General features: G+C 51.4%; 10 protein-coding genes, 1 tRNA gene and 1 pseudogene. 6 read left to right on the top strand and 6 right to left on the bottom strand.

What is annotated here, in order from left to right; genetic code table 11:
* Nucleotides 1–10: 10 nt before the first annotated feature.
* Together AL515_RS20435 and AL515_RS20430 are read right to left on the bottom strand one after the other, a co-directional pair.
* A complete protein-coding gene (locus AL515_RS20435; RefSeq protein WP_082759598.1) occupies nucleotides 11–1,078 on the bottom strand; it encodes a nucleotidyl transferase AbiEii/AbiGii toxin family protein in 1,068 nt (355 codons plus the stop codon).
* A complete protein-coding gene (locus AL515_RS20430; protein WP_061068561.1) occupies nucleotides 1,078–1,695 on the bottom strand; it encodes a DUF6088 family protein in 618 nt (205 codons plus the stop codon). The genes AL515_RS20435 and AL515_RS20430 overlap by 1 nt, the downstream gene beginning before the upstream one ends.
* 197 nt (nucleotides 1,696–1,892) lie before the next feature.
* Here AL515_RS20430 and AL515_RS20425 point away from each other — a divergent pair, with 197 nt between their 5' ends.
* The 5 genes and pseudogenes from AL515_RS20425 to AL515_RS20400 all read left to right on the top strand — a co-directional run bounded on the left by AL515_RS20425 (nucleotide 1,893) and on the right by AL515_RS20400 (nucleotide 7,250).
* Nucleotides 1,893–4,088: an AAA family ATPase gene (locus AL515_RS20425; RefSeq protein ID WP_061068560.1), complete on the top strand. Its 2,196-nt coding sequence runs from the start codon at nucleotides 1,893–1,895 to the stop codon at nucleotides 4,086–4,088.
* Nucleotides 4,089–4,603: 515 nt separating this feature from the next.
* Nucleotides 4,604–4,726, top strand: a pseudogene (locus AL515_RS23945) (hypothetical protein); the annotation flags it as partial.
* 30 nt (nucleotides 4,727–4,756) lie between these two features.
* Nucleotides 4,757–5,218 carry a hypothetical protein gene (locus AL515_RS20420; RefSeq protein ID WP_061068856.1) on the top strand — a complete coding sequence of 154 codons (462 nt, stop codon included), beginning with the start codon at nucleotides 4,757–4,759 and terminating at the stop codon, nucleotides 5,216–5,218.
* Complete coding sequence (locus AL515_RS20415; protein ID WP_061068559.1) at nucleotides 5,215–5,436, top strand: helix-turn-helix domain-containing protein; 222 nt, start codon at nucleotides 5,215–5,217, stop codon at nucleotides 5,434–5,436. The genes AL515_RS20420 and AL515_RS20415 overlap by 4 nt, the downstream gene beginning before the upstream one ends.
* A gap of 932 nt (nucleotides 5,437–6,368) precedes the next feature.
* The gene (locus tag AL515_RS20400; protein WP_061068558.1) at nucleotides 6,369–7,250 is read left to right on the top strand and encodes an integrase domain-containing protein; all 882 of its coding nucleotides are present in this window, start codon (nucleotides 6,369–6,371) and stop codon (nucleotides 7,248–7,250) included.
* A 222-nt stretch (nucleotides 7,251–7,472) separates the two neighbouring features.
* On the opposite strand, the gene AL515_RS20395 is transcribed toward AL515_RS20400, so the two are convergent.
* From AL515_RS20395 to AL515_RS20380, 4 genes are all read right to left on the bottom strand, one after another.
* Complete coding sequence (locus tag AL515_RS20395) at nucleotides 7,473–8,030, bottom strand: AAA family ATPase (protein WP_048213204.1); 558 nt, start codon at nucleotides 8,028–8,030, stop codon at nucleotides 7,473–7,475.
* Nucleotides 8,031–8,238: 208 nt separating this feature from the next.
* Nucleotides 8,239–9,498 carry a tyrosine-type recombinase/integrase gene (locus AL515_RS20390; protein ID WP_048213203.1) on the bottom strand — a complete coding sequence of 420 codons (1,260 nt, stop codon included), beginning with the start codon at nucleotides 9,496–9,498 and terminating at the stop codon, nucleotides 8,239–8,241.
* Between the two features lie 163 nt (nucleotides 9,499–9,661).
* Nucleotides 9,662–9,737, bottom strand: a tRNA-Phe gene (locus AL515_RS20385).
* A 105-nt stretch (nucleotides 9,738–9,842) separates the two neighbouring features.
* Nucleotides 9,843–10,550, bottom strand: coding sequence for a DUF554 domain-containing protein (locus AL515_RS20380; protein ID WP_061068557.1), 708 nt, complete (start codon nucleotides 10,548–10,550; stop codon nucleotides 9,843–9,845).
* Nucleotides 10,551–11,019: 469 nt separating this feature from the next.
* Between AL515_RS20380 and AL515_RS20375 the strand changes: the two genes are divergently transcribed.
* Nucleotides 11,020–13,155 (top strand): ornithine decarboxylase, encoded by a 2,136-nt coding sequence (locus AL515_RS20375; protein WP_061068556.1) that lies wholly within the window; start codon nucleotides 11,020–11,022, stop codon nucleotides 13,153–13,155.
* The last annotated feature ends 11 nt before the right edge of the window (nucleotides 13,156–13,166 follow it).

The following is a 13,166-nucleotide window of genomic DNA, read 5'->3' as shown; positions in this document are numbered from 1 at the left end:
CAGGATCTGGTTACGTCTGAGCGTCGCGCATAAAGTGGTTGATCTCACGCTGTGCATCGCGAAGACGGTCAGCGATCTCGGCAAATCCGTCAGGTTCACGAAAGAACATTCCCCCTTCCACTGCAGTTTGATGATCCCCTGCGATCGCGGCGAACCGTTCAGCGTCATCAGGCAACAGTTGCAAGTTTCCGACAATCACCTGAGTAAAATCCACACCCGGCACAGACCAGCGACGTTGCTTCATCTCGACCACATTACGCATGGCTTCCAGCGTTTCATAGGGGCTGGCGAAATGATGGCGCAGCAGACAATCCACATCATACCAGTGGCGAGCGAGTCGGGCCGGGTTTGGCGCTTTGGTTTGCGTACAAAACTGGTGTAGCGCCGTCAGCTTTTCCCAAAGAATATAACCGGTGTTATAAGCATTTACGGTCGCAACAGGTAGCTGAAGGGCATCTAATCCAGCAATCCCGGACAGATAGCTCACAACAGGCATTTGATCGGTTGGCTTACCGCGATTTCGTCCGCCAAATTCCAGCAGAATATGATCGCGCTGATAGGCCATACTGTCTTCTTTCACCCGTGGAAAATAGATATTGACTTTTTCGCCACCGCTGTTGAGTTCCATTTTTGCTTCAAGGCCCGGAATATCATAAATCTGAAAGCGTTGGTTTAACCGTTCTGCCAGCGTACTTGTCCATGCGATTAAACGCTCTTGCTGCTGATCTCTGAACCGGCGATTCTGGCTATTATTCTGCGTGCTTTGCTCCCACGCCTGCAGTTCTTCCTCCTCTGAGTGACCTGCCAGATCGGCCCAGTGAACAGAGAGATCGATATCTTCAGAAAAACGTTCAATCACGTTCCAGCATTTGCTTAACGCCGTTCCACCTTTAAACGCGACAGAGAGGTCGCCCAGCAGATCCTCATTAAAAAGCAGCCGAAGGATCTCCGTTACCCAGAGATCCTTTTCCAGAAAGCTGGCTCCCAGCCCGGAGGGATGCTGTTGTGCTGCGTAAGAAAGGATTTCCTGAAGCTCGCTGCGGTACGATGCGCTCCGGTAATAATCGAAAATGTTCATCAGAGCGCCTTTTGCAACATCATCAGATGCGAGCGCCACGCATGAAGCGCAGGTTCATTCATTAACTTTCCGGCAATCTGTCGCGCTTTGGCGGACGGGACGCTCAGCCGGTGAAAGGCATTCTTCAGGATTTCCGGCGGGGTATGCTCCTGATCCAGACTCAGTAAACCGCGCATCAGTTCCCCTTCAGGCCGGTTCAGCCAACGCAACCGGCTTGCTGATTTATGCTGGATTCGTACCTGCTCATTACCGACGCGGAACTCTCGCGTCGGGCCATTTGACCAGTAGATGCGTTTAACCGGTGCCTGCGTTTGCAGCCCCAGCCGGTAAGCGGCTTCCAGCCCCTGAAGGGTGATTTTATAACCGCGCTCCTTTGCCCATGCTGCGGCAACATCATTGGCGCTGGCAATCACGTTAACAGAGGGGATGTTTTTCAACGGTTTTGGCCGGGAGTAGAAACCCCGTTCAACCCGAACCAGCAGGCCTTCTTTGACCAGACGACTCATTGCCTGTTGTACCGACGTGCGGCTTCCCAGCGAATAAAATCCGCTGATGGAAAAGGGGATGCCCCGCTTCATGCGGTGAACCCGCTGGCGGGCCAGAGCGGCAACAGACATTGATTCTCCTGTACTGACATTTTAATTGATATGTACTTTCATTATATCCCTTGTGTAACAAGGAGTCTAATCTAAAAAATGTCAGTAATATTTATCCATGGTAATGTATAAAATGGTAGTTATCAGTGAGGTAGCTTGCTGTAGGGAATTCCGACGATAAAATACCCACATACAGCAGGCGGTGATAAGGATATAGCATGAGCATTCTCTCCATCCACGGCGTTCGCAGTTATCAGGGTGAAAAGCCAGTGGAGTTCGATTTGAACAAGTATGTCACTCTTATCTATGGACAAAACGGTTCAGGGAAATCAACCGTTTCCGGCTACTTCTATAAGCATGGTCGACCAGATTACAGTCAGTGCCAGCTACGGCCTCCACTGGACATGAACTACCTGGTGTTTAATCAGGAGTATGTAGACGATATTTTCAGTCAACCTTCTCAACCTGGTGTTTTTACTTTGAATAGTGAAAATGCTGAAATAAAAAAAGAAATAGATGCTCTGGAAGCGGAGAATAAAGTTTTACTTGCCCGGCGTGATGCTTTGGACGCGCAAAAGTGCGACGTTGAGGGTATGAAAGAAAACATTAAAAGTAGCTCAGCGAAACAGATCTATAGTTCCACCGCAGAAATCAGAAAAACAGATTTATGGGATTTGATGGCTGGTACCAAGCAGACTGACAAGCTTTATCAGACCATCCTTGAACACACTGAAGTTGAAGAGACTTCGACGCAGGAATTGAACGAAGAACTTCACCGACTTGAGGCCAGTAAAGGCAACCCTTACGCTTTACTTGAAGCACTGCCAGCATCGCCTTTGAATGAAAGTGATATTGCGTTATTGATGCAACCTCTTATTCCTGCTGGTGATAGCCGTCTTGCTGCTGCAATTAACCAATTAGGCAACATTGACTGGGTGAGGAATGGACAGCAGTGGCTGAGTGATGACATTTGCCCATTTTGTCAAACGCCGATAGATGCCCGGCAACTTCAACAGGAAATCACTGCCCTTTTTGATACCTCATGGGAAGCCGCGATGGACCAGTTGCGGGAACTTCAGGCGCGATATCAACTCTGGCACGATAAACCCGAACATATGCGGCAGTTAATAAAAGCGTGTCCGTTAGTTGATCAGGAACATCCTGTTTATCTCTGTTTGCTTGAACTGGATCAGGCCTATCAAAGAAATAAATTGCATATCGATGAGAAATTAACATCACCCTCTGCGTCTATTGCTGTTGAGGATCTTTCTGCTCTGGCTGGCAATGTCTCTGTGCAGATCGCCAGTATTAATAAGGTGATAAGCGAACATAATCGAAAGGCTGAAAATTATCAGACTGAACGGGTAAGACTGAAACAGAGGTTACTCGGTCATATCCGAAAGCTGGCTGCCGATACGATAATTAACCATGATGAACAACTAGCAGAACTTGCTGAAAAATTAGCAAAATTAATGGTATCTCGGGATGAAATTACGGCCCAGCTTGATACGCTGAACGCAATCATTCGAGATAAATCCAGCCTGATTATCAATACGCAGGAAACGATTGAACATATTAATCACAGTTTGGATAGCCTTGGGATCACTGGATTCCGCATTGCTCCCTATGACGATCGGGATGATTATCGTCTGGTGAGAGAAGGTGAGAACAGCGATACGCCTGTTTTTGGTAGTTTGAGTGAAGGTGAAAAAACGCTGATTGCTTTTCTCTATTTTCTGGAGACTTGCACAGGAAGGAAAAGTCGTGATGACAATGACCAACGAAAACGTTTAATTGTCATTGATGACCCTATATCCAGCCTGTCGCAAAATTATGTTTTTGAAATAGCATCGTTAATCCAGCATCAGATTATACGTGCCAGAATTGCTGAGAAAGTGATTATTCTGACGCACAGCCTGTTTTTCTTTCAGGAGTTACTGCTTTCTGCTGAACGAAAGAAAAGGGCTGCGGGTTCTTGCCCACCAGAATGGACGCTTTATCGGGTATCCAAATCCTTACATAGTTCTGCTTCCCTTGTTTCCGAAAAAGAATTACTGAACGACTATCAGGCACTATGGTATGTCTTACGCCATGCCCAAAAAGATGACATTGCCAGTGTGGTGATCCCAAATACGATGCGGCAAATACTTGAGTACTACTTTGGTTTTTCGGGGAAAAGTGAAACGCTTCACCGGGCGCTTGAAACACTGGCTAGCGGACCTGAGGGGGAACCTGGTTTCCGTATATTTGCTCGTTATCTGAATCGACATTCTCACCAGGATGCCCGCAATATCTCTCTTCATGAGGGGGCTTCGGTTGAACGCTATCTTGCCTGGTTTAAGAAAGTCTTTGAGGCTGCGAAAGATGAAGAACATTACACATTAATGATGGAAAAAACGACGCAGGCAGCCTGATTACAAAAGAGGAGGACCATCACCCCGGGATTACCGTTAACTGTTCGGCAAAGAGCGCATGTGCTGACACACGTGCTCCCAGCGACCAAAACGGAAACGCAGATACTGGTGAACCAGCACAGTTTTCTGTTTCATACCGGGCTCCTTTCTTTCAACACCGACTGGCTGTCGGCGAGCCTCGTACACCTCGTACTCGCGTGACTATCGTGTAGAAGCTAAGGATCCCGGGGGATGGCTTCCGCTATCATAGGCGATTTTTCTTGATGATTCAATCTTTGCTTTAGATAACAATTAATTGAGATGGTCGTATTTTTGTGTTGGGGTGAATTCGGTCACTGTTTTGCTGCTGGCATTATTGGTCAGAGAAGTGTAATGGAGGCCCCGAAAATTTCTTGTCTGGCAAAACCAAACGCGGTATCGTTTACAAGCACCTGCAAAATCAGGTGCCGGGCTTGACCTCCTGAATATCTTTTGTTGGCGACATATTGACGCGCCTGCGTCTTTTTTTATGTCGTATGCACGGCTACATCTCAATGGTGGGCTGGGCGGGGGCACCGCAAGGTGCGCCGGTTGCCAACAAAGCCGGTAAGGTCAACTCCGTCCAGTTCACCACCATGAGATTGACCTCTCTGGTGGTGGTTTATCAACTTTTGTTGGAGGCTGCCACTATGGCTACGATCCCCACCCATACACACCCGTTACTCGCTGTTCCCTTCAATGCTGCCACGGACTTCACCGTCCTTGCCAGCCACTGCGAAAACTTCGCCGAAACCCTGATTGAAAGTAAAAATATTGCGTTAAAAATGGCGCTCTGCGGCAGACTCAACATCGCTTTGGCACTGCTCCAGCCCACGCTGTTAGAACCTGTCCCGCCCCATCTTGTTGAAAGCCTGACCGTTGATACCCTCCCCGCAAACGCCCCTCAGTTTGGGCCGGAATGTACCGAACTTTGCAACTACTGCCTTGCCCTGACGCAGACGCTGGCGGGGCAGGGATTTTCCTCGGAAACGGAGAAATTCCTTAGCTGGCTGCTGTATGACCTGATCAATTACTTTGCGGCAGAAATGAAAGCCCCGCGTTGGCTGCGTACACCTGACGGCGTAAAGTTTATTGACGGGGTGGCGGCATGATGCAAACGGACTGGCATTCTGCCGACATCATCGCGGCGCTGAAAAAGCGCGGAACGTCGCTGTCCGCCGTTTCCCGCAACTCAGGGCTGGCATCCTCCACGCTGGCAAATGCGCTAATAAGGCACTGGCCCAAAGGCGAAAGATTGATTGCTGAAGCGCTGGGCGTTGTGCCAGAACAAATCTGGCCTTCGCGCTATCGTAAGCCTGAAAATTGCTAAATCGTCTCTCCCGCTTTTCTGGTAGCTGTGCTGTCAGAAGAGCGGGAGAAGGCAAGCGAAGCGCGGCAGACTGCCATTCACAGAATGACGAAAAAATCCACAAACAACTCAATTTCCAGAAAAAAGATTTCCCCTTTTCATCCTCATAAACCGGGTGTAATCTTCCTCCTGCAATATGCTGTCGTCGACAGCTCCCTTTGCTTCACAACCTGAAAGAAGCACCTGTTATCAGGACGGTTGATCCCTTTACCGGTGCAGACCTCTGCAAACACCGGGTCGCAGAACATCGCGGCAGAGGCCCGAAGTTATACACGCTACATACTTTTACTGCGCCAGTTCATCGGCTACCATTCCACCCAACCGGAAATCACCCGATTTCACGGTTCACTTACACCTGCTGAGTTTCAGCGCCTTTTACCTGCACCAGTCCACTGGTCGATGCTTCACCGCGCCGGAAACTTTCCGGTAAATCCTGCACCTGTTGCTACATCAGCGCCTTTTGCGTTACGGGCTTCGGGCTGCATTGCCGCAAGGCTTTGCTGCCGCGTGACCGTAAACCTGCACCAGAATTGGCTCTTTTAGAGCACGAGACCTGACCGGGCGTCACTTGAGTCCCGTATTTCGGGCGCAAGTGACGCCGTTTCACCACGCCGACGCGAGCCACCGCAAATCTGGCCTGCGCCCTCAATCCCCACTCTGACACGCCGATTACAGGCCGCTGTCAGTCATAAAAAGGAGAAAAAGATCGATACCGAGGGGGGCATGATGCCCCGGAGAATTTCCTGCTCACGCAGGCAGCCTGTACCGCGTACAGTCTGAAACTCCCTACACCTCAACAACCTGCCACCCCGGCGTGAAGGTATCGTTCTGGCGCAGCCACAAAGCATACGCCGGGGCCAGATTGTGCTTTTTAACAGCGGCAAGGGGTAACTATGGGCAAATTAGGCAATGAAATGAAAGGGCTGGCGAAAAAAGCGGGCGGCAGTTTTAAAACGGTGGATGGTCGTATTCATATTGTGCAGCGGTTCAGCCGCCATTTACGTGAGCTGAATATCCAGATCCAGCGTGTGGAGCAGATCAAGGTTCGCCATATCGAATGCTACGTTCAGGCACGTCTGGCGCAGGAAATCGGTAAACGGACGCTGCAAAATGAAATGGCCGCACAGCGCGGCGTGCTGCAACAGGCCGGACGTAGGCAGGTAGCCGAACATGAGCGACTGACCAATAAAGCATTAGGGCTGGCTGGCGCATCGCGTAACGGCACCAACCGGGCCATCACGCCGGAGTATTATCAGCAGGTGCTGGAAGCCGCCCGCGATAAAGACGCAGGGCTGGCGGTAACGCTGGAACTGGCAAGGCTGATGGGACTGCGATCGCAGGAAGCGGTGCAGTGCTGCCAGTCGTTGAAAGCGTGGAAAAAGGCGCTGGAGCGCGGCGAAACCCGGCTGACGGTGGTGTTCGGCACTAAAGGCCATCGCCCGCGTGGAACCGTTATTCAGGATGCTGGCGCAATGAAAAAAGCGCTGGATAACGCCCTGGCTGTTGCAGAAGAACGTAACGGCAGGCTGATCGACCAGTCCAACCTCCAGAAAGCCATGAACTACTGGCGGGGGGAGCTTGCCGAAGCCGGACTGACGGGGATGTATACCCCGCACTCGCTGCGTTATGCGTGGACTCAGGATGCCATTCGCCATCATCTGGCGCAGGGATTCAGCGAAAAAGAAGCGCTGGCGCTGACGGCGATGGATTTGGGCCACGGCGACGGGCGCGGGCGTTATGTGGCGCAGGTTTACGGGCGGCGGGATGAGGAGTAATTTCCTGTTCTGGTGCAATCATGAAAAGCAAAAGGCTGAAGGGTAAAGGAATATTAAGGGTAACAGCGCCAGACCGGAAAAGGCCAAAGGGCCTAAAGGGCCGGAACTGGCGCAGTTCGACATTTAACTGGGGGGATCTGGCGCAGCGAAATGGATTTTGATACTGGTGCAAATTAAAAGCAGAACCACAGCAACTTTTAAAAACCTGCAAAATATGTTGGTTCAGTTTTTTCCCTTATTGGCTATATTAGAAATGACAAACTCAGCCCGTTTCTCCACTGAGGCACGAGGTAATTCAAGTAGCTGGTAACCGTATTTTTGATAAGTGGTCACCATTGCGAGATATGTCAGTTCGGCCTCCTCAATCGACTGTTTTCGCTCCGCATCCTGTGTGTAAATTTCTGGCCATGGCGGCGCAATAAACACTTGTTTACTGTAACGAAATGTCTGAATGGCCTTATCTAAATGGGCTGGTACAGGTAAATGGCATAAGTTGAGATAGCCTGCAATATCAGGAATTCCTCGATCAAAAAAGCAGATCTCATTGCACCCTTCAACGGCATGCCATGAACGCATTTCCCAACATAGCATCCATTCTGCAAAAGCCATTCTGTCGCTCCATGGAAGCGCATTTCCATTGATGGAAACCTGAGTCTGAATAACGCCTCTGCCAGCTTCAGGCAAGCACGTATAACCTTTAGTAATCAAAGCGTCAATGAGTGTGCTTTTACCGGAACCTGGCCCGCCGGTAATAACAATACGCTGCTGGAGGTTTGACATAAAATTCTCCAATAAAAATAGAATAAGAAGTTTTGTTAGAAAGGAAAAACAGGAAGTAAAAAGCAGGTAGAGTGACGCTGAGCATGTTATCAGTCGCCACCATAAAAGGGGAAGCGCTGAATAACATCAGATTAAAAAGGACCAAAGTAAGTGCAAATAAAAAGCAGATCCGCTGAGATCTGCTTTACGGCGTGGTTCATCAACAAATTCAGGCCACCTGAACCTGCCTGTCATACCGATAAGGCGCAACGAACTTCTGCCGACAGGCGTCGAGCCAGTCCGACCACCACTGCATCATCTGTGTGCGCTCGTCGAGGTGTTCCGCCTTGTGGATATACGCGGCGCGAACATTGTTACGCTCCTGATGGCTCATCTGCCGCTCCACGGCGTCTTTCGACCAGCGCCCGGACTCAATCAGTGCGCTACAGGCCATCGTGCGGAAGCCGTGGCCGCACACGTCTACTTTCGTATCGTACCCCATCACCCGCAGCGCCTTGTTGATGGTGTTTTCGCTCATCGGCTTGCGCGGATCGTGATCGCCGGGGAACAATAACTCACTGCTGCCGGACAGCAGTTTTAACTGCTTCAGCACCGTCACCGCCTGCGTTGACAGCGGCACCAGATGCGGCGTTTTCATCTTTGCGCCGCGCTCTGAATAACGCACGCCCGGAATCGGCTCACGCTGTGCGGGGATCGTCCACATGGCACCATCCAGATCGATCTCTGTCCAGCGGGCAAAACGTAGTTCGCTGGAGCGGATAAAGATCAGCAGGTTAAGCTGTACCGCCAGCCGTGTCAGTAATCTGCCGGAATAGCTTTCCAGCCGCTCCAGTAATTCCGGCATTTTCTCCAGCGGCAGGGCGGGGTAGTGGTTTTTCGGCGGCGGCGCGATGGCTCCGGTCAGATCGTTGGCCGGATTGCTGGTGATCAGGCTCTCTTGCACCGCATAGCGCATAATTGCCGTGGTGCGCTGCTGAATGCGTGCGGCGGTCTCCAGATTGCCTTTTCTCTCCGCCACCCGCAGCGGGATTAGCAGATCGGCGGTTTTCAGGTCGGTAACGGGGATCTTACCGATCAGCGGGAAAACGCGTAGCTCCAGTGAGCGCAGGATCTTCGCCGCGTGATGCTCCGTCCAGCGGATATTGCCCGCCAGCCACTTACGGGCGACCTCTTCGAACGTATTGCCGCTTTTCTTCGCCTGCTTCTCCTGCTGTTTTTTCACCCCCGGATCGTCGCCCGCACTGAGTACCGTACGAGCTTCTTCACGCAGCTTACGCGCATTCGCCAGCGTCACGGTCGGGTAAGCGCCAAACGCCAGCTTCTTCTCCTTGCCGCCAAAGCGGTACTTGAGTTGCCAGAGTTTAGAGCCGTTGGGTTTAATCAGCAGGTATAAGCCCTGTGCGTCGCTGAGTTTGTAGGGTTTATCGAGCGGCTTTGCATTGCGAATGGCGGTATCGGTGAGTGGCATAGCGGGGGCTCCAGAGTTTATCGAACCGACAGGTCCCCAATTAAGCCCCCAAAAACTCTTGGTGTCAAAAAATCTGGCAGTATCTATTGATACTCCAGACTCTTTGTAACTTACTGATTTTTTAACGTTTCAGGACGCACAGGTACGCCATGAAACTAAATTTTGGTGCCCGGACTCGGAATCGAACCAAGGACACGGGGATTTTCAATCCCCTGCTCTACCGACTGAGCTATCCGGGCAACGAGGCGCATTAAACCCGATTCACTTCGTTTCGTCAACGAAATTTCTTCAAATCAATGCAGACTGCACAATCTATCACCACATTGCTGGTATTGCACGCATTCTCAGGCAAAAAATGCCGTCCATGCTGCGGAAAGCGGCATTGCCAGCAGCAGGGCGGGAAGCATATTCACCACCGCAAACATTTTGATTCCGCAAATACGTAGACCCGTCGCCAGCAACAGCAGTCCGCCTACCGCGCTGAAATCGGCCATCATGGCTGGGGTTGTCAGCGGTAAAATCAGAGCCGCGCAGGTGGCGAGCGTCAACTGAATTGCCAGCATCGGCACACAAATTGCCGATACCGCGATTCCTAATGAGCAGGCAAAGATGATGGCCGTGAAGAAATCCAAAAATGACTTGGCGATTAAAATATTAGGATCGCCGGTCATCCCTTCATGGATCGCACCGAAGATCCCGGTCCCGCTGGCGCAAAACAGCACGATGATAGCCACGTAGCTTTGGATGAAAGATTCGTGTGTTGCATTGACATCCGATTTGGTGAAAAGCTGCTGCACTTTGGCGACAGCGGTATTAATGCCTTTTTCCAGATGACAGAACTCGCCGATCAGCGCGCCGAGCAGCGTTGCCAGCACCATCACCGGCAAGTTAGCGCATTTGATAACCAGCAGGATACCAATCCCCAACGAGCACAACCCGAATATTGAGGTCATTGAGATCCGAATACGTTCGGGTAAGTGCTGGCTGAGCAGCGCGCCAAGAACGCCACCGAGTAAAATGGCGCTGGCATTAATAAAGGGTCCGATTACCACGTTAGCTCCTGCATACCTATTATCGTATTGATGTTAAAGGTAATTGTCTGGGTGAAATTATGTTTCAGATTGCATTATTATGCCGCTATTTTCAGACGAAATGTTTGTTTATCTGTGAGGTTTAAGCACAGGATTTTATCTTGCGCCTGTAGGTGAAAGGTGCCATGATTGCGCGAATTTTCTCCTGTCTGAATGGGGCTGCCTGGGATGACATTACTCCCCCTACATCGCCTTCAATATCGCCTTTTTGCGCGACGTTTGCCCCTTCCTGCGACTTATCTATACTCTCCCACCATGCGGTGAGGGCAGCGCACGCTCACTGCAGGATAACAGTAAAATCAGAGGCTATCTGCTTTTACTGATGTCTGGCGGTCGGGGCTGGTGACCAGTTTGACCTGTCATTTCGTGGGGCATAGCAATGCGGCTTTGCCCGGGACTTTTGATTCTCCCGATACGGGTTTTTGCACTTATGAAATCAATGAATATTGCCGCCAGTGGTGAACTGGTTTCCCGTCTGTCTACTCATCGCAAGGTGGTGACGCTGGACAGTACCGATTTTACTGACGTCGCGGCAGTCGTCATTACCGTTGCGGACAGCCGCAGCGGGATCCTGGCTTTGCTGAAACGCACCGGGTTTCACATACCGGTGTTTATATTTTCAGAGACCAACGTGGATGTCCTGGCAGACGTTGAAGCGGTTATCTGCGGCAATGCGCAGGACTGGCTGGAGCTGGAGTCTGCCGCCCGTCGGTATGAGGAAGAGTTGCTGCCGCCGTTCTATGACACGCTGACCCAGTATGTTGAAATGGGGAACAGTACCTTTGCTTGTCCGGGGCACCAGCATGGTGAGTTTTTTAAGAAGCATCCGGCGGGTCGACATTTCTACGAGTTCTTTGGCGAGAACCTGTTTCGCGCGGATATGTGCAACGCTGACGTTAAGCTGGGAGATCTGCTGATTCATGAGGGATCAGCGAAACATGCGCAGAAATTTGCCGCGAAAGTTTTCCACGCGGATAAAACCTACTTTGTGCTGAACGGGACTTCTGCGGCGAATAAAGTGGTGACCAATGCGCTGCTGACGCGCGGCGATCTGGTGTTGTTTGATCGCAACAACCATAAGTCCAACCACCACGGCGCGCTGATCCAGGCAGGCGCGACGCCGGTTTATCTGGAAGCAGCGCGTAATCCGTTTGGCTTTATTGGCGGCATTGATGAGCACTGCTTTGATGAGGCGTATCTGCGCCAGCAACTGCGTAAAGTTGCGCCGCACAAGGCTGACCAGCCGCGCCCGTTCCGTCTGGCAATCATTCAGCTTGGTACCTATGACGGTACGATCTACAACGCCCGGCAGGTTATCGACAAGATCGGTAGCCTGTGCGATTACATCCTGTTTGATTCTGCCTGGGTTGGCTACGAGCAATTTATTCCGATGATGGCCGATGGGTCACCGCTGCTCCTGGAGCTCAATGCTGACGATCCGGGGATCTTTGTCACCCAGTCGGTACACAAACAGCAGGCCGGATTCTCGCAAACCTCGCAGATCCACAAAAAGGATAACCATATTCGTGGTCAGGCGCGGTTCTGTCCGCATAAGCGTCTGAACAATGCATTTATGCTGCATGCGTCTACCAGTCCGTTTTACCCGCTGTTTGCGGCGCTGGATGTTAACGCCAAAATCCATGAAGGCGAGAGCGGGCGTCGGCTATGGGCGGAGTGTGTAGCGCTGGGGATCGAGGCCCGTAAAGCGATACTTACCCGCTGTAAGCTGATTCAGCCGTTTATTCCTCCGGTAGTTGATGGTAAGCCGTGGGAAAGCTATCCGACGCAAGTGATTGCCAGCGAGCGCCGCTTCTTTAGCTTTGAACCGGGTGCTAAATGGCATGGTTTTTCCGGCTACGCGCGCGACCAGTACTTCGTTGATCCCTGCAAGCTGTTGTTAACTACTCCGGGCATTGATGCGCAAACCGGGCAATATACTGAGTTTGGTATTCCGGCGACGATTCTGGCGCATTACCTGCGTGAAAACGGTATTGTGCCGGAGAAATGCGACCTTAACTCGATTCTGTTCCTGCTGACTCCGGCAGAAAGCACCGAGAAACTGGCGCAACTGGTGGCGATGCTGGCGCAGTTTGAGCAGCATATTGAGGACGATACGCCGCTGGCGGACGTGTTGCCCTCCATCTTCAACAAGTATCCGGTACGTTACCGGGATTACACGCTGCGTGAACTGTGTCAGGAGATGCACGATTTATACGTCAGCTTTGATGTGAAGGATCTGCAAAAAGCGATGTTCCGCCAGGAGAGTTTGCCTGCCGTGGCGATGAACCCGCAGGATGCGAACAGCGCTTTCATCCGCGGTGATGTCGAACTGGTGCGAATTTCTGATGCCGCAGGTCGCGTTGCGGCAGAAGGTGCGCTGCCTTATCCTCCGGGCGTGCTGTGCGTGGTACCGGGTGAAGTCTGGGGCGGGGCGGTGCAACGTTATTTCCTGGCGCTGGAAGAGGGCGTAAACCTGCTGCCGGGTTTTTCGCCGGAGCTGCAAGGCGTTTACAGTGAAACGGATGCCGACGGTATTAAGCGTCTGTATGGATATGTTGTGAAGTAAGCGCAAAAAAA

The sequence above is a fragment of the Citrobacter sp. FDAARGOS_156 genome (genome assembly GCF_001559235.2).
Lineage (GTDB): Bacteria > Pseudomonadota > Gammaproteobacteria > Enterobacterales > Enterobacteriaceae > Citrobacter > Citrobacter youngae.
The sequence above is the reverse complement of the archived record's forward strand: the minus strand, read 5'-3'. Positions and strand labels throughout refer to the sequence as shown.